This window comes from Modestobacter caceresii (assembly GCF_000761485.1).
GTDB classification, from domain to species: domain Bacteria; phylum Actinomycetota; class Actinomycetes; order Mycobacteriales; family Geodermatophilaceae; genus Modestobacter; species Modestobacter caceresii.
The window spans coordinates 39947-60084 of sequence record NZ_JPMX01000015.1; the positions used below are offsets into that span (position 1 = coordinate 39947).

Genomic DNA, 20138 nt, shown 5'->3' on the forward strand with positions numbered 1-20138 from the left:
TCTCGGGGGACATCGGGGTCACCCCGGGCGCGACACAGGAGTCGCTCATGAGACCGCACCGCACTCGACGCCTGCGTGCCGGCGTCGCCCTCGTCGCCGCGGCGGCGGTCGTCACCGGCGGGGCCACCCCGGCGCTCGCCTCGCCGGGCACCGACCGGTACGCAGACGGCAACGGCAACGGCAACGGCAACGGCAACGGCAACGGCAACGGCAACGGCAACGGCCACCGCAACGGCCACGGCCACGGCCACGGCCACGGCCACGACCGTGGCGACCACGACCGGATCGCGCAGCAGGTGGCCGCCCTGGTGGCCCAGCTGACCGTCCCGGAGAAGTTCGGGCTGCTCGGGGGGACCACCGGCAGCAACGGTGCCGCCGGCGCCCTGGGCGGGGTCCCGCGACTGGGCATCCCGACCCTCGACATGGCCGACGGCCCCTCGGGGGTCCGGGCCGCCGAGCCGGCGACCGCGCTGCCGGCCCCGGTGGCCCTCGGGGCGACGTTCTCCCCGGAGCTGGCCGCCGCGTACGGCGGGGTGCTCGGCCAGGAGGCCGATGCGCTGGGCATGGAGGTGCTGCTCGGCCCGATGATGAACCTGGTCCGCACCCCCTACGCCGGCCGGAACTTCGAGACGCTGAGCGAGGACCCGCTCCTCACCGCCTCCCTCGCGGCCCCGCAGGTCTCCGGGATCCAGGACCACGGCGTCATCGCCACGGCCAAGCACTTCGCGGCGAACAACCAGGAACTCGGCCGCGCCGGCCTGGACGTCCTGGTCGACGAGAAGACCCTGCACGAGACGGAGCTGGCCGGCTTCGAGGCGGTCGTCGACGCCGGGATCGGTGCGGTCATGTGCGCCTACAACCAGGTCGAGTCCGTCCAGGCGTGCCAGAACTCCGAGCTCCTCACCGAGGTGCTGCGCGAGCAGTGGGGCTTCGACGGCTTCGTCATGACCGACTGGTTCGCCATCCACGGTCCCGAGGCCCTGGTGGCCGGGCTGGACGTCGAGATGCCCCGGCCGATGGCGTTCCCCGAGCTGGCCCAGGACGTCGACGGCGACGGGCAGGTGACCGAGCGCGACCTGTCCGAGCCGGTCGCGGCCTCGCTGGACCGGGCGGTCAGCGGCGTGCTGACCGCGATGGCCGAGGTCGGACTGCTCGACGGCGTGGGGGAGGAGCCCGAGCGTGCGGTCGAGGAGAACGCCGCGGTGGCCCGGCAGGTGGCGACGGAGGGCGCCGTCCTGCTGCGCAACGAGCAGGGCGCGCTCCCGCTGTCCGACGAGGCGCTGGGCAGTCTCGCGGTGGTCGGGCCCACGGCGGCCACCCCGTTGATCGGCGGCGGTGGCAGCGCCCGGGTCAACCCCGATGCCGGCGCGGTCGACAGCACCGTCGAGGTGCTCGAGGCCGGCGGCGCCGGCGTCACCTGGGCGACCGGCGAGGACCTCGAGGGCGAGTTGGTGCCCGGCGCCGTGCTGGGCAGCGGCAGCCCCCTGGAGCTCACCGGCGAGGCCGCCCCCACCGGGGAGTTCAGCGAGGCCGTCACCGTCACCGCCCCCGAGGACGGCACGTACACGTTCCACCTGCAGACCACCGGGCCCGGCGCCGAGGTGACCCTGGGCGAGGAGCAGGTGGCCTCCACCCAGAACCGGTTCGGTGCGCTGGGCGGCAGCCTCATCCCCACCGCCGACGGCTTCATCAACGACAGCTGGACCGTCGAGCTGGCGGCCGGCGAGCAGGTCGCCTTCACGGTGAGCGGCACCGGCACGGTCGAGGCGCCGATGCAGCTCCGCCTGCACTGGACGACCCCGCAGCTGCGTCAGCAGCGGATCGACGAGGCCGTCTCCGCAGCCGAGGCGGCGCACACCGCGGTGGTCTTCGGCTACAACGAGGGCACCGAGGGGGAGGACCGGGCGTCGCTGGCGCTGCCCGGCTTCCAGGACGAGGTCATCGCCGCCGTGGCGGCGGCGAACCCGCGCACGGTGGTCGTGCTGAACACCGGTGACCCGGTGCTCATGCCGTGGCTGGACGACGTCTCGGCCGTGCTGCAGATGTGGTACCCGGGCCAGGAGGGCGCCGAGGCCACCGTCGACCTGCTCACCGGTGCGGCCGGCCCGGCCGGCAAGCTCCCGCAGACGTACCCGGCCGACCCGGCCCGGACGCCGGTCAGCGACCCGGCGAACTACCCGGGCGTCGACCTCGACGGTGACGGGGTGCCCGACCAGCAGACCTACACCGAGGGCACGGACGTCGGGTACCGCTGGTACGCGGCCACCGACACCGACCCGTTGTTCGCCTTCGGGCACGGGCTGTCGTACACGTCGTTCGACTACTCCCGGCTGCGCACCCGTACCGGCAAGGACGGCGTGGAGGTGTCCTTCGTGCTCACCAACACCGGGTCGCGGACCGGCACCGAGGTGCCGCAGGTCTACCTGGGCGCCGGCACCGCGGCCGGCACGCCGACGCTCCAGCTGGCCGGCTTCGACCGGGTGACGCTGGAGCCGGGCGAGCGGCAGCGGGTGACGATCGAGGTCGACGAGCGCCAGCTCTCGGTGTGGGACGCCGAGGACGACCGGTGGGAGCGCGCCTGCGGCGTCCGTCCGGTGCTCGTCGGCGCAGCCTCGGACGACGTGCGGCTGACGGACTCGGTGCGCGTCCGCTGAGCCGATCGGCCCGCCGGTGAGACCACACCGGCGGGCCGTCGACCGGCCGGTCAGCGGCGGCGGTCGGGCACACTCACCCGGTGACCCGACCGTCGCTGTCCCACCCCGACCAGGCCGTCGTCCAGCGCCGCACGCTGGGGGTGCTCTCGGCGGGGGTGGCCCTCGGCGGTCTCGGCGTGACGATCGGGATCACGGTCGGGGGCCTGCTCGCCCGGGACGTCGCCGGGAGCGACGCCGCCGCCGGGCTGGGGCAGACGGCGAGCGTCCTGGGCGCTGCCCTGATCGCCGTCCCGCTGGCCCAGGTCAGCGACCGGTACGGCCGGCGCGTCGGCCTGTCCGTCGGCTACGGGGTCGCGGGCGCGGGTTCCCTGGTCGTCGTCGCGGCCGCGGCGGTGTCGTCCCTGCTGCTCCTGCTCGTCGGCCTCTTCCTGTTCGGCGCCGCCACCACCAGCGGCCTGCAGGCCCGGTACGCCGCGGCCGACCTGGCCGCTCCCGAACACCGTGGCCGCTCGTTGTCCCTGGTGGTCTGGGCGACCACGATCGGCTCGGTGCTCGGGCCCAACCTGGCCGGCCCGGCCGACGACCTGGGGCGCGCCCTCGGGCTGCCTGCGCTGGGCGGGGCGTTCGTGCTGTCCATCGCGGTGTTCGCGGTGGTCGTCCTCGGGGTGCTCCTGCTGCTCCGCCCGGACCCCCTGCTGCTGGCCCGGCAGCTCACCGCGGCCAACCGCCCGGCCGGGCCGGCGCCGCTGCGATCGGGCTCGGCGGCGGCGCTGTGCGCGGTGTGGGCCACCCCCGGTGGACGGCTGGGGCTGACCGCCGTCGTCGTCTCGCACGCGGTGATGGTCGGGCTGATGGTGATGACCCCGGTGCACATGGGCGCCGGCCACTCGGGGGCCGACGGGACGACGTTGCGGGTGATCGGCCTGGTCATCAGCGTGCACGTGGCCGGGATGTACCTGTTCTCCCCGGTGGTCGGCTGGCTCGCCGACCGGGCCGGGCGGGCGGCGACGGTCGCGCTGGGTGGGGTCCTGCTCCTGCTGGCCGCCGTGGTCGCGGGCACGGCGCCCCCGGGGGCCGCCCTCCAGCTCGGCGTCGGGCTGTTCCTGCTCGGGCTGGGCTGGTCCTGCGGGCTGGTGGCCGGGTCGACCCTGGTCACCGAGGCCGTGTCCGCCGAGGTCCGCCCGTCGGCGCAGGGCGCGACCGACCTGCTCATGGGGCTGGGGGCAGCCGTGGCCGGCGCGGTGGGCGGACCGTTGCTGGCGCTCGGCGGTTTCGGCCTGGTGGCGGCGGTGTCCGCAGCGCTCATAGGCCCGCTGCTCGTGGTCTGGGTGCGGGCCCGCCCCCGGCTCAGCGCCGGTTGAGGTAGTCGCGGGCCAGCAGGACCAGGAGCGCGATCAAGGCGCCGACGAGGGCGATCTGCAGGATCAGGTCCCAGGTGGGGGAGCCGGTGCTGGGGACCATGCGACGAGGGTAGAGCCCGCTGCCCGGGGCCGGTGGTGCCCGGCGCGCGGGCTCCCGGCGGGTGGGTACCGTCGTGGCGTGCGGCTGCAGGAGTTCCGGTCCCGGATGGAGCGCCAGTTCGGTGCGATCCGTGCGCAGAGCGTCGCCAGCGACCACGTCTTCGGTCCCCTGGGCGGGCGCACCGCCGCTGAGGCGATCGAGGCGGGCGTGCCGGTGCGCACGGTCTGGCTGGAGATCTGCAAGGAGTACGACGTCCCGCCGAAGGAACGCTGAGCCGTCCCGCCGGAGGGATGCTGAGCCTCCGGCGGGATCCGGACTCAGCCCGCGAGGACCGAACGGACGTGCTCGGCGAGCGGGGTGGTCGGCCGGCCGATGAGCGCCGACAGCGCGGTGCTCCCGGTCTCCAGGGCGCCCTGGGCGATCGACTGGTCGAGGCCGACGACGAACTCGGCGGTCTCCTGCGGCAGGCCCTGCCCGAGCAGGAACTGCACGTGCTCCTCGGCCGACAGGTCGCGGTAGGTGACCTCCCGGCCCGTCTCGGCGGCGACGGCAGCGGCCAGGTCGGCGAGCGTGAACGGCTGGTCCCCGCCCAGCTCCACGATGCCCGGCTCCGGCTCCGCCGCGGTCAGGACGGCGACCGCGCCGGCCGCGAAGTCGGCGCGCGTCGCCGCCGCGATCCGGCCCGCCCCCGAGCTGCCGACGACCTCGCCGGTCGCAGCAGCCGTCGTGATCGGCTGGTCGTAGTTCTCCAGGTACCAGTTGTTGCGCAGCACGACGGCCGGGAGCCCGGCCTCGGCGATCAGCCGCTCGGTGGCGGCGTGCTCGGGGGCCAGCGGGAGCGGGGTGTCGTCGACCTTGGGCGCGCTGGTGTAGACGACCAGTCCCACGCCTGCGGCCCGGGCCGCGTCCAGCACGTTGCCGTGCTGGACCACCCGCTGGCCGACCTCGCTGCCGGAGACCAGCAGCAGCCGGTGGGTGCCCTCCAGGGCGGTCTGCAGGCTCGCCGGGTCGCCGTACTCGGCCTGGCGGACCTGCACGCCACGGGCGGCCAGGTCGCTGGCCTTCCCCGGGGTGCGGACGACGGCGACGACCTCGCCGGCGGGCACGCCGGCGTCGAGCAGTCCGGTGACGACGAGCCGGCCGAGGTGGCCGCTGGCTCCGGTGACGGTGATCAAGGGGGACTCCCTCCGAGTGCTTCCTGCACGGTGGGCACTTACGAACAGTTAGTACCAGCTCGTCGGACGGTACTCTGGTGGCGTGCGCGAGGTGGCTGGGGGTGCGGGAGAGCAGACGGTCGAGGAGCTGGTGGCCGACGTCTTCCGGCGCGCCTGCACCTCCCGCGAGGCGCTGGAGCACGTGACCGGCAAGTGGTCGCTGCTGGCACTGTCGGCGCTGGCCGAGTCCCCGCACCGGTTCGGCGAGCTGCGCCGCCGGATCGAGGGCGTGAGCGAGCGGATGCTGGCGCAGAGCCTGCAGACCCTCGAGCGGGACGGCTGGGTGCACCGCGAGGTGCGGTCGGCGATCCCCCCGCACGTGGAGTACCGGCTGACCGAGGACGGCGCCGCCCTCGTGCCCCACCTGCTGGCGCTCATCTCCTTCGTCGAGGGCCGGATGCCGGCCGTGCACGCGGCCCGGGCCCTCGCCGACGAGGTCCGTCCGCCGCGCTGACCGCGCTGTCCCGGTGGACGCCGAGGGTGCTGGACGGCACGACGCACCGATCCCGGCGTGTCACTGGATTCGAACAGGTGTTCGGCCTACGGTGGCGTCCACAGGTCCGGTGTCCGTCCACAGATGCACCCGGTCCGCGGAAAGTGTCAGACCCCCGCCCTAGCGTCGGCGACGACCCGCTACAGCGACATCCGAAGGTGGCCACCATGGCAACGCTCGACCGCGACAAGGCCCTCGACATGGCCCTCGCCCAGATCGACAAGCAGTTCGGCAAGGGCTCCGTCATGCGCCTGGGCGACTCGCCCGAGGTCGCCATGAAGGTCATCCCGACCGGCTCCGTCGCCCTCGACATCGCCCTCGGCGTCGGCGGCCTGCCCCGTGGCCGCGTCGTCGAGGTGTACGGCCCCGAGGCCTCCGGCAAGACGACGGTCGCCCTGCACGCGGTGGCCAACGCCCAGGCGGCCGGCGGCATCGTCGCCTTCATCGACGCCGAGCACGCCCTCGACCCGGACTACGCCCGGGCGATCGGGGTCGACACCGACGCACTGCTGATCAGCCAGCCCGACACCGGTGAGCAGGCGCTGGAGATCGCCGACATGCTGATCCGTTCCGGTGCGCTCGACCTCATCGTCGTCGACTCGGTGGCGGCTCTGGTGCCCCGCGCCGAGATCGAGGGCGAGATGGGCGACAGTCACGTCGGTCTGCAGGCCCGACTGATGAGCCAGGCGCTGCGCAAGATCACCGGTGCGCTCAGCAACTCCGGCACGACCTGCATCTTCATCAACCAGCTGCGCGAGAAGGTCGGCGTGGTCTACGGCTCCCCGGAGGTCACCACCGGTGGTCGTGCGCTGAAGTTCTACGCCTCGGTGCGGCTCGACATCCGCCGGATCGAGACCCTGAAGCAGGGCACCGACGCGGTCGGCAGCCGGGTGCGGGTCAAGGTCGTCAAGAACAAGGTGGCCGCTCCGTTCAAGCAGGCCGAGCTCGACCTCATCTGGGGTCAGGGCTTCAGCCGCGAGGGGGGGCTCATCGACATGGGTGTGGAGCAGGGCTTCGTCCGCAAGTCCGGCGCTTGGTACACCTACGAGGGCGACCAGCTCGGCCAGGGCAAGGAGAACGCCCGCAACTTCCTGCGGGACAACCCCGACCTCGCCGACGAGATCGAGCGGAAGATCAAGGAGAAGCTCGGCATCGGGGTCGTGGCGGCGGCCGAGGCCCCGGCGGCCGCATCGGCTGACTTCTGACCCCGCCGGTGTCGGACGCACCGTTCGACGGCGGGCCGGGCAGTGAGGGCTCCGGGGACGACGTCGTGCCGGCCGGTGACAGTGGTCGCCGGTCCGGTCGGCGGCGCCCCGGGGCCAGCAGTGCCCGCCGCGGTCCCGACTCGTCCGATCCGACCGGGTCGGGCGGGCGTCGGGAGCGCAGCGGTCGCAGTTCGGGGCCCCAGTGGAGTCGCCGCGCTGCCGACCCGGACGAGTCCGGTGACCCGGCCGAGATGGAGGACCCCGAGGCGGTCGCCCGGGGGATCTGCCTGCGGGCGCTGACCGGCACGCCCAAGACCCGTAAGCAACTGGCCGATCTGCTGGCCAAGAAGGACGTGCCGGACGAGGCCGCGGCCGCGGTGCTCGACCGGTTCACCGAGGTCGGGCTCATCGACGACGCCGCCTTCGCAGCCGCCTGGGTCTCCACCCGGCAGTCCGGTCGTGGGCTGGCCCGGCGGGCGCTCAGCGCAGAGCTGCGGGCCAAGGGGGTCGATGGGGAGGTGGCTGCGGCTGCCGTCGCGGAGGTCGACCCGCAGGACGAGTGGGACTCCGCCCGGCGGCTGGTCGAGCGGAAGCTCCCCTCGATGCGCCGGCTCGACCGGGTCACCGCGGAGCGGCGCCTGATCGGCATGCTGGCCCGCAAGGGCTACGGCGGCGGGCTGGCCGGCTACGTGGTGCGCGAGGCCCTCGACGGCCGCGACGACGACGAGTTCGCCGACGGCTCGGCCAGTACAGCGGCTGCTGGGCCTGCTGGGCCGGGAGACCAGTCCCCGCTCATCGAGGCGTCCAGTGATCCGGACCCGGAGCTCGTCGCACCGGTGCCGTGGTCACGCGAGCGCTCGGCGGCCCGTGCTGCTGCCCGCGCTCGCGCCGCCGGTGGCGAGGCGGACATGGGCGGTGAGGTGGGGGAGGGGCTCGCCCGGCCGATCGGCCGGTTGCGGCCGTCACCGGGCTCTGTGTCGGTCGACGACCTGCCCTGAGCACTGGGCGAGGTGCTCACCCGCCCGCTCTCGGAGAACGCCGATCAGCCGATGCGAGAAGTCTCGCATCGGCTGATCTGCGTTATCCGACCCTTGGTCCCGCCGGGGGCAGGGTGGACCGGTCGGCGACCCGCGGGCAGGCGGGACGACGATCAGCGGCCCGGGCGGCCGCTCAGCGGTTCAACCAGGCGGAGATGTCGATGGCCACGCCGTCGGCGGCCTCCTCGTCCGGCATCAGCCAACGCCGGCTGCGCTCCTGCCCGGCCCGCAGCCACAGCTCGATCGCGGTGTCGAACTGGGACATGGTGACCTCCTTGCCCGCCACCGAGCTGGACGGCCCCAGGAAGGTCACGTCGGACTCCTGGCCACCGGCGTACAGCAGCACCACCCGGCAGCGCGAGCGACGGTGCCGGGCCGGGGGCACGGCCTCTCGGACGATCGCCGAGTCCGCTCCGGAGGCGGCGGCGAACCGGCGGGCGCTGGCACGCAGCTTGCTCACGAAGATCTGGGTGGTGGTGGCCAGGTCGTCGTCCTCGTCGAGTTCCAGGTGCATGTGGCGCGGAGCGGCGGCAGTCGAGGTCACACCTCCACTCTCGGCAGGGAGCAACGGCACCGTCACCGGCTGAAAGTGCCAAGTCGCGCCCCGGACTCCGGCAGTCGGCCCGGCAGCCGGGGGTGCTGGGGCGGATGTGACGGCCTGGAGCGGGCGGGTTCCCACTCGCCCCACAGGGCCGAGGTCCCAGGCGCACGCGGGCCGGCTGCTGCGGGTGTCCTCAGCACTCGGCCCCGGCGTCCAGGGTGGACGCCGGGGCCGAGTGCGGACCAGCGGGCTGCGCGGTCCCTCGTCGAGCCGCCTAGCTCAGGCCGCGCCGCCTCCGCCGCCCATCTGGTCGGCAGGCGCAGCGGTCACCGCCTTGCGGCCGGCGCGGTTGGTACGGCGCTCGGTGTACCGGGCCAGCATGGAGAGCAGCACGTTGATCAGGATGTAGATCAGGCCGGCCGCCACGTAGAGCTGGAAGGTGTACCGGTCGCCGAAGAGGGAGTTGAAGTACTCCACGAGCCCGCGCGCCTGCCGGAGCAGCTCCAGGTAGCTGATGATGAAGCCCAGCGACGTGTCCTTCAGCAGCACCACGAGCTGGGCGACCAGCACGGGGAGCATCCGCCGGGTCGCCTGCGGCAACAGGATCAGTGTCATGACCTGCGACTTGCGCAGCCCGAGGCCGAACCCGGCCTCGTGCTGGCCTCTGTCGATGGACAGGATGCCGGCGCGGAAGATCTCGGCCAGCACGGCCATGTTGTAGAGGACGAGGCCGCCGGTCAGTGCGGTGAACGTGCTCAGCCGCACGCCGTACTTCGGGAGGACGAAGTACAGCGCGAAGATCACGACCAGCAGCGGGATCGCACGGAAGAACTCGATGACCGCGGACACCGGGACGCGGATGAAGCGGTGGTCGGACAACCGCCCCACCGCCAGCAGCAGCCCCAGCAGCGTGGCGAGGACCATGGCGACCGCCGCGACCTGCAGGGTGCGCACCAGGGCGCGGCCCAGCGCTTGCGGGACCCCGCTGGCGGGGTCGAACAGGATCGCCCAGCGCTCGGGCTCCAGCTGGCCGTTCCCACCCAGCCGGAGCAGCACGAAGCCGATGATCGCGAGGACGAGCACTGCACCGATCGCGCTGCCGACCCGTGCGCGGGCGCGGGCACGGGGCCCCTGGACGTCGAAGAGCACTGGTGTGGTCATCGGAGGATCGCCACCCGTCGTTCGATGCGGTGCACGGCCAGCGCCGACGGCAGCGTGATCAGCATGTAGCCCACCACGACCCCGACGAGGATGGCAGTCAGGTCACCGGCGCTGGCGTTGACCAGCCGTGGGAGCAGGGAGCTCAGTTCGCTCACCGAGAAGCCGGCCGCGATCGAGGTGTTCTTCACCATCGCGATCAGCACGTTGCCCAACGGCGGGACGACGGTGCGGAACGCCTGGGGGAGGACCACCTCGCGCAGTGACTGACCGAAGGTCAGGCCCAGGGCGCGGGCCGCCTCGGCCTGGCCGGGCGAGACGGAGTTGATCCCCGAGCGCAGCGCCTCGCAGACGAAGGCAGCGGTGTAGAGGCCGACCGAGAGCACCGCACCCGTGAAGAAGTCGATCACGAAGTCGATCTGCGGCAGCCCGAAGATCATGAAGAAGAAGACCACCGTGAGCGGGGTGTTCCGGAAGGTCTCCACGTAGAACGTGGCCAGTCCGCGCAGCGGAGCGATCGGGCTGACCCGCATCGCGGCCAGCACCGTGCCGAGGACCAGGGCCACCAGGCAGGCGAGCAAGGACAGGCTCAGCGTCGTGAGGAAGGCGTCCCAGAACAGGTCGAAGTTGTCGATCAGGAACTGCACCACGCCTCCTCTCAGGGCGAGCGGCGGCGAGGCGCCGGCGAGCGGGGTGGACCCGCCGCCGGCGCCTCGCCGGGGTCAACAGGGTCAGTAACGGTCGACCGAGGGCGGCTCGGGAGCGTCCGTGCCGGTGATGGCGCCGGCGGTGCGGTCCCAGGCCTCGGCCCACGAGCCGTCCTCGAAGGACGCCTCGAGGGTGTCGTTGATGAAGCTGCGGAACTCGTCGTCGCCCTTGGTGATGCCGATGCCGTAGGGCTCCTCGGTGAACGGGTTGCCCACCAGCTCGAACTCGTCGGGCGCGCCGGCGACCAGGCCGGTGAGGATGACGTTGTCAGTGGTGACCGCGTCGACCTGGCCGTTGCGCAGCGCGTCGGCGCACTTGGAGTACACGTCGAACAGCGTCAGCGTCGCCTCGGGGTAGTTGGTGCGGATCTCCTCCGCGGGCGTCGAGCCCTCGACCGAGCACACGTTCTGTCCGGCGAGGTCGTCCGGGCCCTCGATGCCGAGCGGGTTGCCGGCGGCGACCATGATGTCCTGGCCGGCCTCGTAGTACGGGCCGGCGAAGTCGATGAGCTCCTTGCGCGCGTCGTTGATCGTGTAGGTGGCCACGACCATGTCGACATCGCCGTTCTGGATGAACGACTCACGGTTGGCCGAGACCGTCTCCACCCACTCGATGTCGTCGGTGGCGATGCCCAGCTCGGCGGCGATCAGCTCGGCGATCTCGACGTCGAAGCCCTCGGGGACGCCGTCGGGCCCGGCCAGGCCGAACCCGGGCTGGTCGAACTTCGTGCCGACGGTGATCGTCCCGGACTCCGCGAGCTCGGCCATCGTCGTGCCCTCGTCGAAGGAGACGTCCTCGGCGACCTCGGCGCCGCCACCGGCGGCGTCCTCGGTGGTCTCGCCGGCGTCGCTGGAACAACCGGCCAGGACGACGCCGGTGGCCGCGATCGCGGCGGCGTAGCGGGTGATGCGCATGGAGGGTCCTCTCGTGGATGTGCGGGTGGTCAGTGGTTCAAGATCTTGGAGAGGAAGTCCTTGGCCCGGTCGGAGCTCGGGTTGGTGAAGAACTCCTCCGGGGTCGCGGACTCGACGATGCGGCCGCCGTCCATGAAGACGACGCGGTTGGCCGCCCGGCGGGCGAAGCCCATCTCGTGGGTGACCACGATCATGGTCATCCCGTCCTGGGCGAGCCCGACCATCACCTCGAGGACCTCGTTGATCATCTCCGGGTCCAGGGCCGAGGTCGGCTCGTCGAAGAGCATGACCTTCGGGTCCATCGCCAGCGCCCGGGCGATCGCCACGCGCTGCTGCTGGCCGCCGGAGAGCTGAGCGGGCACCTTGTCGGCCTGGGCCCCGACGCCGACCCGGTCGAGCAGCTCACGGGCCCGCTTCTCGGCGTCGGCCTTGGACTGCTTGCGGACCTTGATCGGCCCCAGCGTCACGTTCTCCAGCACCGTCTTGTGGGCGAAGAGGTTGAAGCTCTGGAACACCATGCCGACGTCGGCGCGCAGCCGGGCCAGCTCCTTGCCCTCCTCGGGCAGGCGCTCGCCGTCGATGGTGATCTCACCGTTCTCGATCGACTCGAGGCGGTTGATCGTGCGGCACAGCGTCGACTTGCCCGAACCCGACGGTCCGATGACGACGACCACCTCGCCGCGGTCGACCGTCAGGTCGATGTCCTGCAGGACGTGCAGTTCGCCGAACCACTTGTCGACGCCGGACATGCGGACGAGAGGGTCTCCGGTCGGGCGTTCGGTCACAGCGGGTGACCCTAGGTGGCTCGCACCCCAGGAACGTCGCGAAGGCATCACGAAGCTGTAACGAAGCTCCGGAGGAGCCCGCAGTTCACCCGGTCGGGGTCCGGCCGGTCACCAACCGGAGTCGTCGCCGTGCACCGGGTACGGCGCCCGTCCCCGTACGATCCCGGTGGTGAACGGCAAGACCTACCTCGTGCGCACCTACGGCTGTCAGATGAACGTGCACGACTCCGAGCGCCTCTCCGGCCTGCTCGAGTCGGCCGGGTACACGGCAGCCCCCGACGGCACCGACGCAGACGTCGTCGTCCTCAACACCTGCGCCGTCCGGGAGAACGCCGACAACCGGCTCTACGGCAACCTCGGGCACCTGCGCCCGGTCAAGGACGCCCGCCCCGGCATGCAGATCGCCGTCGGCGGCTGCCTGGCGCAGAAGGACCGCGGCGAGATCGTCAAGCGCGCGCCCTGGGTCGACGTCGTCTTCGGCACCCACAACGTCGGCTCGCTGCCGGTGCTGCTGGAGCGGGCGCGGCACAACGCCGAGGCGCAGGTGGAGATCGTCGAGTCGCTGGAGGTCTTCCCCTCCACCCTGCCGGCCAAGCGGGACTCCGCGTACTCCGGCTGGGTGTCGATCAGCGTCGGGTGCAACAACACCTGCACGTTCTGCATCGTCCCGGCGCTGCGCGGCAAGGAGAAGGACCGCCGTCCGGGCGAGATCCTGGCCGAGGTGCAGGCCCTGGTCGACCAGGGCGTGCTCGAGGTGACCCTGCTCGGGCAGAACGTGAACGCCTACGGTGTCGAGTTCCGCGAGCGCGGCGCCTTCGCCGACCTGCTGCGCGCGACGGGGCGGATCGAGGGCCTGGAGCGGGTCCGCTTCACCAGCCCGCACCCGCGGGAGTTCACCGACGACGTCATCGCCGCGATGGCCGAGACGCCGGTGGTCTGCCACCAGCTGCACATGCCGCTGCAGAGCGGGTCGGACGACGTGCTGCGCCGGATGCGCCGCGGCTACCGGCAGGACCGCTACCTCGGGATCATCGACCGGGTGCGGGCCGCGATGCCCGACGCCGCGATCACCACGGACATCATCGTCGGCTTCCCGGGTGAGACCGAGGCGGACTTCCAGCAGACCCTCGACGTCGTCCGGCAGGCCCGCTTCTCCAGCGCCTTCACCTTCCAGTACTCCAAGCGGCCGGGCACCCCGGCCGCGGAGATGGACGGGCAGCTGCCCAAGGAGGTCGTCCAGGAGCGCTACCTGCGACTGACCGCCCTGCAGGAGGAGATCAGCTGGGCCGAGAACCGGGCGCTCGTCGGCCGGCCGGTCGAGCTGCTGGTCGCGGCAGGCGAGGGGAGCAAGGACGCCGCCCGCGGCCGGCTCTCCGGTCGGGCCCGTGACGGCCGGCTGGTGCACTTCACCGCCCTCGACGGCGTCCGGGCCGGGGATGTCGTGGAGACGGTCGTGACCGCTGCGAAGCCGCACTTCCTGGTCGCCGACGGCGAGCTGGTCTCCCACCGGCGCACCCGGGCCGGGGACGCCAGCGAGGCCGGCACCCGCCCGACCACCCCGGGCGTGCTGCTCGGCATGCCGCAGATCGGCCTGCCCCCCGTCGTGCCGGACCCCGCGCCCGCCTGCGCCCCGGCCTGACGACAGCGAGGGCCCGCCACCCACCGGGGTGACGGGCCCACGCTGGGCCCCCCTTGAGAGGCTGATCCCGAGCGTCCGGGGGATGAGGAGGACGGAGTCCTTCCTCAGGCTCGGTGAGAGCTGTTGAACGCCCGGGTGAAGTGCTCGGCGGCGTCGCGCTGCGCCCGCTCGGCCTTGTCGAGCACGGCGGCGGCGCCGAAGAACTCGTGCATCACGCCCTCGACGTGCCGGTGCGTGGTGGACACCCCCGCGGACTCCAGGTCCTGGGCGAACTGCTGCCCCTGGCTGCGCAGCACGTCCCGCTCGGCGGTGACGACCAGGGTGGGCGGCATGCTGGCCCGCTGCGCGGGGGTCCAGTCCAGCAGTGCGATGCGTGGGTCGGTCGCCGCCTCCGGCGTGCCCTGGAAGGCGTGCATCGCCATCCAGGACAGCAGTGGGCGGTCCAGTGGACGGGCGTCGGCGGCGTCGGTCATCGACTCGCCGAACTGCTCGGCCGTGGTCAGCGGGTAGACGCAGACCTGGGCCAGCGGCACGGGCTGGTCGTTGGCGGCCAGGGTGAGCGAGGTGGCCGCAGCCATGGTGCCGCCGACGGACTCACCGCCGATGGCCATCCGGGTCGGGTCCCCACCCAGCTGCTGGGCGTTCTCCCGCACCCAGGTCCACGCGGTCAGGACGTCGTCGTGCGACGCCGGGAAGACCGCCTCCGGTGCCCGGCGGTAGTCAGGCGAGACGATGATCGCGTTCGTCTTGTTCGACAGCCCGCGGCACGATGCGTCGTAGGTGTCGATGTCGAACAGCACCCAGCCGCCGCCGTGCAGCCACATGATGATCGGCACCGGGCCGACCCCCGGGTCGCTCGGGGTGTAGACCCGCAGGGTCTGCTCGCCGCCGGCGCCGTCCGGGATCCTCAGGTCCTCCACCGAACCGACCGGCTCCGGGCCCTCGATCCCGCGGTCGGCCATCACCTTCCGGACGGCGGCGTCCGGGCCGGGCTGCTTGCGGGCCTCGCCGGGCGTGAGGATCTCGAACGGCAGCGGGCCGAGGGACGAGTGCGCGTCGACGATCGCCTGCGCCTGCGGGTCGAGCAGGCCACTGGCGTCGGTGACCAGCTCCTTCTGCCGGCCGGACAGCACGTCGCGGACGTGGTCCAGCGGCTTGGCCAGCATCCCGGCGATCTTCTCCGCGATCCCCTCGGCGGGGGCGTGCGGATGCGGCCGGGTGGGCGCCATCCGCTTGTTGGTGAGGAACTGCTCCCCGAGCTCGGCCATCCGCTGCGGCCCGGCCTTGGCCCGGAACTCCGGCAGCTCCTCGTCCTCCTCGTCGTGGACGTGGTGCCGGACGACCTCCATCAGGTCGGTGAGCGCCTGCTCGAACTCCGGCTGGCCCGGCTCGGTGCGCCCGAGGGTGACCAGGAGTTCCTTGATCTGCTGGTGCTCGTGCTCGGCGTCGTCGTGCTCGTCGGTCATCCCGATCTCCGGCCAGATCGGGTACAGCACGACCTCCTCGGAGAAGGCGTGCGCGGCCAGTTCGAAGGAGATCTGGTCGACCAGCACCCGGCGGTTGCCGCGGCCGGCCTCCAGGTGCTGGAACTGCCGCTCGACGACCGCGTGGTCGTCGGCGATCAGGTGGTCGATGTCGCCGGGCTGGGTGCGGTAGGACAAGGCCACGCGGGCCTCCTCACGAGGTGGGGGTGCCGACGAGTCGGACGCCGGCCTCGGCTCTCCACCACCTACCCGCGGGCCCCGCTGGTACACGATCGGCGGCCGGGAGAACGTCGAGGGCCCGTCCGGTGACGGACGGGCCCTCGATGGTGCGTTCCCCGGTGGCTCAGCGGCGGCCGGCGGACTTCTCGGCCTCGGCCAGCCACTCGCGGCGGGTGGCCAGGTTGGCCTCGGCCTCGCCGATCCGCTTGGCGTTGCCGGCGGCCTGCGCCTTGGCCAGCTGGTCCTCGGCCTTGGTCACCGCCGCCCGCATCGAGGTCAGCAGCGGGTTCTCCGGCTGGACCCGGGGGCGGGCGAACTCGCTCGCGCCGCGGAACTTCTCCTCGACGGTGCGCATCCGGTCCTCGAGGTCGCGCATGGCGCCGCGGGGCACGTGCCCGATGGCGTCGTAGCGCTCCTGGATCTTGCGCAGTGCGTTCTGGTTGCCCTTGTTGGCCGGGTCGAGCTTCTCCGCCTCGGCGAGCAGCTCCTCCTTGGCCTTCTGGTTGGCCAGCTCGTCACTGCTGCGCGCCTGGTCGTTGGCGGTGCGGGCGGCGAAGAACACGTCCTGGGCGGCGCGGAACTTCTTCCACAGGTCGTCGTCGGTGTCCCGGCCGACCCGCGGCACCGCCTTCCAGCGGTCCATCAGCCCGCGCATCGCCGCGCTGGTGGGGCCCCACTCGGTGGAGGTGGACAGCCGCTCGGCCTCGGCGATCAGCTCGCTCTTGGCCGCCCGCGACTCACCCCGCTGCTTGTCCAGCTCGGCGAAGTGGGCGCCACGGCGGCGGCCGAAGGCGTCCCGCGCGGCCGCGAAGCGCTGCCACAGCGCCTCGTCGGTCTTGCGGTCGATGCCCTTGATCGTCTTCCACTCCTCGACGATCGCCTTGAGCCGGTCACCGGCGGCCTTCCACTGCGTGGAGTCCGCGGCGATCTGCTCCGCCTCGGCGGCGAGCGCCTCCTTGCGCTGGACCTGCACGGCTCGCTGTGCCGCCTTCTCGGCGCGGTTCGCCGCGACGGCGGTGTCGGCCATGCTGACCATCGCCCGGGCGCGGGCGGAGAGGCTGTCGAGGTCGCCGACCGCCTGGGCGAGCGGGATGGAGTCGGCGAGCTCCTGGGCCTTGGTGCGGATCTCGCCCGGGTTGCCGGTGTGCGCGGCCAGCCGCGCCTCGAGCAGGGTGACCTCGGTGGCCAGGTCGTCGAAGCGGCGGCCGTAGTGGGCCAGGCCCTCGGCCGGCGCGCCGGCCTGCCAGGAGCCGACGGTGCGCTCGCCGGTGGCGGTGCGCACGTAGACCGTGCCCTCCTCGTCGACCCGGCCCCAGGCGGACGGGTCGGAGGCGGGCATGGCCGGGACCACGGTCGGGACGTCGGCGGGCGCCGGGCTGCTGGTGGTGCTGGACGGCGCGGGGGACGGGGTCGGCCGGGGGGTGGCCGCAGAGTCGTCGCCGGTCGGTGCGTCGGTGGCGGCGAGGTCGGTGGGGACGTCGGCAGTGGCGACGTCGGTGGTCGGGTCGGCGACCGCGGCATCGGCCGGGGCGGCGGCGGCCGGGGTGCCCGCCTCGGGGGTGACGGCCGCGGAGGCGGTGTCATCGGGCTGCGGAGCCGGGGGCTCTGCAGCTCCGGGTCCGTCGACGACGGGGCCGCTGCCGTCGGGCTGCGCGTCCGCCGGGACGGCGGCGCCCGGGGTCGCGGCCAGTGGCCCCTCGTCGGCCGACGTCACCTCGACGACCGCATCCTCAGGGCGCTCCTCGGGGGCGGCGGTGGCCTGCTGGGTCCGGTCTCCGGTGTTCTCCGTGCTCGACACGTGAGCAGTCTCCCACGATGCATCCGCGACACTCCCTGGCGTGAGACCTCCTCCTCCGGTGACCGTGGCCTTCTGTCCGCAGTCACCGCTGTTGCTCACCGCGGTCGCCGGTGCCCCGAGCTACGCGCTGTCGGTGTTGCGCGCCGCCGTCTCCACCGCCGTGCAGACCGTCCTGGAGCACCAGCCGGAGGTGGTGGTGGTCGTGGGGGAGGGCGCCGACGGCCTCCGGTTCGGTCCCGGGGACGCCGGTGACCTGCGTGGGTTCGGCATCGACCTGGAGGTCCCGTTCGCCGGCCGGGTGCGCCCCGGCGGGCACCGCGTCCCGCTGCCGCACCTGGTGGCCGCCTGGCTGCTGGACCGCGCAGGGCACACCGGCGGCCGGCTCGGGGTGGGGCCGGCCGACCTCGCCGCTGCGCTGGCGGACCTGCCCGGTGCCGTGGGGGTGCTCGCGATGGGGGACGGGTCGGCCCGGCGCACCGAGAAGGCACCCGGTGCGTTCGACGCCGCTGCCGGCCCGTTCGACGCCGCGGTCGCCGCTGCGCTGCGGACCGGGGACACCACCGCCCTGGCCGCCCTGGACCCCGCCGCGGCACGGCGACTGCTCGCCGCCGGGACCCCGGTGTGGCGGGCGGTCGGCGCTGCGCTGACCGGACGCGTCGTCACCGCCGAGCTGCACCACGACGACGCCCCGTTCGGCGTCGGCTATCCCGTCGCCACCTGGCAGGCCCGGTGAGCGCCGTGGACGACGGCAGGCCGCCGGTCATCGCCGTCGTCGGGCCGACCGCCACCGGCAAGACCGCGCTGGCCGTCGCGCTGGCGCACCGGCTGGCCCGGTCCGGCGGCGGGGGTGAGGTGGTCAACGCCGACTCCATGCAGCTCTACCGGGGGATGGACATCGGCACCGCCAAGCCGACCGAGGCCGAACGCGACGGCGTGCCGCACCACCTGCTGGACCTGTGGCACGTGCGGGAGCCGGCCTCGGTGGCCGAGTACCGGCAGCGCGCCCGCGCCGAGGTCGACCGGCTCCGCGCCGCGGGCGTCGTCCCGCTGCTGGTCGGGGGCTCCGGGCTGTACGTGCGCGCGGTGCTGGACGAGCTGGACTTCCCCGGCACCGACCCGGTGGTGCGGGCCCGGCTGACCGGCGAGCTGGAGGCCCAGGGCGCGGCGGTGCTGCACGCCCGGCTGGCGGCGCTGGACCCGGCCGCCGCGACCGCGATCCTGCCCAGCAACAGCCGGCGGGTGGTCCGGGCACTGGAGGTGATCGAGCTCACCGGGCAGCCGTTCACCGCGACGCTGCCCGCCCCGCGACTGCACTACCCGGCGATCACGGTCGGCCTGGACCGGGCGCCCGACGAGCTGGACGACCGGGTGGCCCGCCGGGTCGACGCGATGTGGGCCGCCGGCTTCGTCGAGGAGGTCGCTGCGCTCGCCGACGACGGGTTGCGCGACGGGCCGACCGCGTCCCGCGCCCTGGGGTACGCACAGGTGCTCCAGCAGTTCGACGGGGTGCTCACCGCACAGGAGGCGCGCGAGCGGACGGTCACCACCACCCGACGGTTCGTCCGCCGGCAGCGGTCCTGGTTCCGCCGCGACGCCGGCACGGTCTGGTTCGACGCGGCCCGGCCGGACCTGCTCGACGTCGTCCTCGCCCTGGTCACCGACCGTACGATCGACCGGTGATCGACAGCTCCGGCCCACGGGTCCTCCTCGGCCACGGCACCGAGAACGACTTCGTCGTCCTGCCCGACCCCGACGGGGACGTGTGGCCGGAGGGGCGCCTGGACGCCGACCTGGTGCGCCGGCTCTGCGACCGCCGCGCGGGTCTGGGCGGGGACGGCGTGCTGCGGGTGGTCCGGAGCCGGCACGTGCCCGACGCCCCCGGCGTGCTCGGCGCGGCGCTGGCCGACTGCGAGTGGTTCATGGACCACCGCAACGCCGACGGCTCGTACGCGGAGATGTGCGGCAACGGCATCCGGCTCTTCCTGCACGTGCTGCTGGCCGAGGGGCTGCTGGACCGGGCGGTGGCCGAGGCCGGCGTCCTGGTCGGCACCCGGGGCGGGCCCCGTCGGGTGGGCGCCCGGCCCGATGGCGGTTACTGGGTCGACATGGGTCCGGCGGTCCCGCTGGGCCGGAGCGAGGCGCGGGTCGCCGGCGTCGCCCACCCGGGGCTCGGGGTGTCGATGGGCAACCCGCACCTGGTCTGCCTGACCGACGTCGAGGTCGACACCCTGGACCTCTCGGTGCTGCCAGAGGTCAACGACGCGATGTTCCCCGAGGGGGTCAACGTCGAGCTGGTGAACGTGCTCCCGCCGGAGGGCGCCTGCGCGCACGTGCGGCTCCGGGTCCACGAGCGCGGCGTGGGGGAGACCCGCTCCTGTGGCACCGGCGCCTGCGCTGCGGCGTTCGCCGCGCTGGACGCCGGCGGACGGGACACCGGGACGGTCCTCGTCGACGTGCCGGGCGGCCGGCTGTCGGTGCAGTTCGACGGGACGACGACGGTGCTCTCCGGCCCGGCCGTCGTCGTCGCCACCGGGACCCTCAGCCGGGGGTGGCTCGCCGGCTGAGGGTCCTGGCTGCGCGGCCGCAGTTCAGGGGCGGTCGGGCTCGTCGGCCCGCGTCTCCGGGTCGTCGGTGGGCGCCTCGGGCTTGTCGCCCGGCCCGACGTTCCCGGTGCCGCGGGGCTCCCCGCGGCCGGTGTCCTGGTCCGCGCCACCGAAGACGTTGCGCGGCGGGTCGAGGCCGGCGGGGTCGCGGCCTGGGTCGTCGAGCTCCTCGTCAGGGCTGGTCATCGTCGTCCTCTCGAGCGGTGGACCGTGCCCCGCCGCCCT

The 20138-nt window shown here is 73.6% G+C and carries 19 protein-coding genes; 10 read left to right on the forward strand and 9 right to left on the reverse strand.

Translation table 11 applies throughout. The annotated features are described in order from the left end of the window. Positions 1-47 precede the first annotated feature (47 nt). The 3 genes from IN07_RS05115 to IN07_RS05125 all read left to right on the forward strand — a co-directional run bounded on the left by IN07_RS05115 (position 48) and on the right by IN07_RS05125 (position 4388). Positions 48-2654 (forward strand): beta-glucosidase family protein, encoded by a 2607-nt coding sequence (locus tag IN07_RS05115; protein ID WP_052090844.1) that lies wholly within the window; start codon positions 48-50, stop codon positions 2652-2654. An 80-nt stretch (positions 2655-2734) separates the two neighbouring features. Next, positions 2735-4015 carry an MFS transporter gene (locus IN07_RS05120; protein WP_036334072.1) on the forward strand — a complete coding sequence of 427 codons (1281 nt, stop codon included), beginning with the start codon at positions 2735-2737 and terminating at the stop codon, positions 4013-4015. Positions 4016-4193: 178 nt separating this feature from the next. Beyond that, positions 4194-4388: a DUF3046 domain-containing protein gene (locus IN07_RS05125; RefSeq protein ID WP_036334075.1), complete on the forward strand. Its 195-nt coding sequence runs from the start codon at positions 4194-4196 to the stop codon at positions 4386-4388. Between the two features lie 44 nt (positions 4389-4432). Here the strand turns inward: IN07_RS05125 and IN07_RS05130 are convergent, their stop codons facing one another. Next, positions 4433-5290 carry an NAD(P)H-binding protein gene (locus IN07_RS05130; protein ID WP_036334076.1) on the reverse strand — a complete coding sequence of 286 codons (858 nt, stop codon included), beginning with the start codon at positions 5288-5290 and terminating at the stop codon, positions 4433-4435. Between the two features lie 82 nt (positions 5291-5372). Between IN07_RS05130 and IN07_RS05135 the strand changes: the two genes are divergently transcribed. The 3 genes from IN07_RS05135 (at position 5373) to IN07_RS26200 (ending at position 8025) form a co-directional block, all read left to right on the forward strand. Next, on the forward strand, positions 5373-5783 hold the full coding sequence (locus IN07_RS05135) for a winged helix-turn-helix transcriptional regulator (protein ID WP_231558001.1): 411 nt from the start codon (positions 5373-5375) through the stop codon (positions 5781-5783). A gap of 206 nt (positions 5784-5989) precedes the next feature. Further along, entirely contained in the window at positions 5990-7027 is a 1038-nt protein-coding gene (recA, locus tag IN07_RS05140; protein WP_052090854.1) for a recombinase RecA, read from the forward strand. 251 nt (positions 7028-7278) lie between these two features. Continuing rightward, positions 7279-8025 carry a regulatory protein RecX gene (locus IN07_RS26200; RefSeq protein ID WP_231558002.1) on the forward strand — a complete coding sequence of 249 codons (747 nt, stop codon included), beginning with the start codon at positions 7279-7281 and terminating at the stop codon, positions 8023-8025. Positions 8026-8197: 172 nt separating this feature from the next. On the opposite strand, the gene IN07_RS05150 is transcribed toward IN07_RS26200, so the two are convergent. From IN07_RS05150 to IN07_RS05170, 5 genes are all read right to left on the reverse strand, one after another. Then, on the reverse strand, positions 8198-8608 hold the full coding sequence (locus tag IN07_RS05150) for a hypothetical protein (RefSeq protein ID WP_036334081.1): 411 nt from the start codon (positions 8606-8608) through the stop codon (positions 8198-8200). 276 nt (positions 8609-8884) lie between these two features. Next, positions 8885-9766, reverse strand: coding sequence for an amino acid ABC transporter permease (locus IN07_RS05155; RefSeq protein ID WP_036334082.1), 882 nt, complete (start codon positions 9764-9766; stop codon positions 8885-8887). After that, positions 9763-10410: an amino acid ABC transporter permease gene (locus tag IN07_RS05160; RefSeq protein ID WP_036334129.1), complete on the reverse strand. Its 648-nt coding sequence runs from the start codon at positions 10408-10410 to the stop codon at positions 9763-9765. The genes IN07_RS05155 and IN07_RS05160 overlap by 4 nt, the downstream gene beginning before the upstream one ends. Positions 10411-10494: 84 nt before the next feature. Continuing rightward, positions 10495-11385 carry a glutamate ABC transporter substrate-binding protein gene (locus IN07_RS05165; RefSeq protein WP_036334083.1) on the reverse strand — a complete coding sequence of 297 codons (891 nt, stop codon included), beginning with the start codon at positions 11383-11385 and terminating at the stop codon, positions 10495-10497. A gap of 29 nt (positions 11386-11414) precedes the next feature. Further along, positions 11415-12134: an amino acid ABC transporter ATP-binding protein gene (locus IN07_RS05170; RefSeq protein WP_197058363.1), complete on the reverse strand. Its 720-nt coding sequence runs from the start codon at positions 12132-12134 to the stop codon at positions 11415-11417. Positions 12135-12339: 205 nt separating this feature from the next. Between IN07_RS05170 and miaB the strand changes: the two genes are divergently transcribed. Next, entirely contained in the window at positions 12340-13809 is a 1470-nt protein-coding gene (gene miaB / locus IN07_RS05175; protein ID WP_081975209.1) for a tRNA (N6-isopentenyl adenosine(37)-C2)-methylthiotransferase MiaB, read from the forward strand. A gap of 104 nt (positions 13810-13913) precedes the next feature. Here miaB and IN07_RS24555 read toward each other — a convergent pair whose 3' ends face one another. Both IN07_RS24555 and IN07_RS05185 read right to left on the reverse strand, forming a co-directional pair. Continuing rightward, positions 13914-15476, reverse strand: coding sequence for an alpha/beta hydrolase fold domain-containing protein (locus IN07_RS24555; protein WP_052090846.1), 1563 nt, complete (start codon positions 15474-15476; stop codon positions 13914-13916). 160 nt (positions 15477-15636) lie between these two features. Further along, positions 15637-17310, reverse strand: a complete 1674-nt coding sequence (locus tag IN07_RS05185) for a DUF349 domain-containing protein (RefSeq protein WP_036334086.1) — start codon at positions 17308-17310, stop codon at positions 15637-15639. A 40-nt stretch (positions 17311-17350) separates the two neighbouring features. Here IN07_RS05185 and IN07_RS05190 point away from each other — a divergent pair, with 40 nt between their 5' ends. From IN07_RS05190 to dapF, 3 genes are read left to right on the forward strand one after another with little or no spacing between them, the layout of a single operon-like run. Beyond that, positions 17351-18043 carry a class III extradiol ring-cleavage dioxygenase family protein gene (locus tag IN07_RS05190; RefSeq protein WP_036334087.1) on the forward strand — a complete coding sequence of 231 codons (693 nt, stop codon included), beginning with the start codon at positions 17351-17353 and terminating at the stop codon, positions 18041-18043. Beyond that, positions 18040-18990: a tRNA (adenosine(37)-N6)-dimethylallyltransferase MiaA gene (gene miaA, locus IN07_RS05195; protein ID WP_231558004.1), complete on the forward strand. Its 951-nt coding sequence runs from the start codon at positions 18040-18042 to the stop codon at positions 18988-18990. Before IN07_RS05190 ends, miaA begins: the two co-directional genes overlap by 4 nt. Then, the gene (gene dapF / locus IN07_RS05200) at positions 18987-19874 is read left to right on the forward strand and encodes a diaminopimelate epimerase (protein WP_081975205.1); all 888 of its coding nucleotides are present in this window, start codon (positions 18987-18989) and stop codon (positions 19872-19874) included. The genes miaA and dapF overlap by 4 nt, the downstream gene beginning before the upstream one ends. A gap of 24 nt (positions 19875-19898) precedes the next feature. Here the strand turns inward: dapF and IN07_RS05205 are convergent, their stop codons facing one another. Beyond that, positions 19899-20099 carry a hypothetical protein gene (locus IN07_RS05205; protein ID WP_036334088.1) on the reverse strand — a complete coding sequence of 67 codons (201 nt, stop codon included), beginning with the start codon at positions 20097-20099 and terminating at the stop codon, positions 19899-19901. Positions 20100-20138 lie beyond the last annotated feature (39 nt).

Excerpts from the sequence above, each read along its gene's own strand:
- IN07_RS05115 (WP_052090844.1), top strand. The coding sequence starts at position 48 with ATGAGACCGCACCGCACTCGACGCCTGCGTGCCGGCGTCGCCCTCGTC.
- recA (WP_052090854.1), top strand. The coding sequence starts at position 5,990 with ATGGCAACGCTCGACCGCGACAAGGCCCTCGACATGGCCCTCGCCCAG.
- IN07_RS26200 (WP_231558002.1), top strand. The coding sequence starts at position 7,279 with ATGGAGGACCCCGAGGCGGTCGCCCGGGGGATCTGCCTGCGGGCGCTG.
- IN07_RS05155 (WP_036334082.1), bottom strand. The coding sequence starts at position 9,766 with ATGACCACACCAGTGCTCTTCGACGTCCAGGGGCCCCGTGCCCGCGCC.
- IN07_RS05165 (WP_036334083.1), bottom strand. The coding sequence starts at position 11,385 with ATGCGCATCACCCGCTACGCCGCCGCGATCGCGGCCACCGGCGTCGTC.
- IN07_RS05170 (WP_197058363.1), bottom strand. The coding sequence starts at position 12,134 with ATGTCCGGCGTCGACAAGTGGTTCGGCGAACTGCACGTCCTGCAGGAC.
- IN07_RS05205 (WP_036334088.1), bottom strand. The coding sequence starts at position 20,099 with ATGACCAGCCCTGACGAGGAGCTCGACGACCCAGGCCGCGACCCCGCC.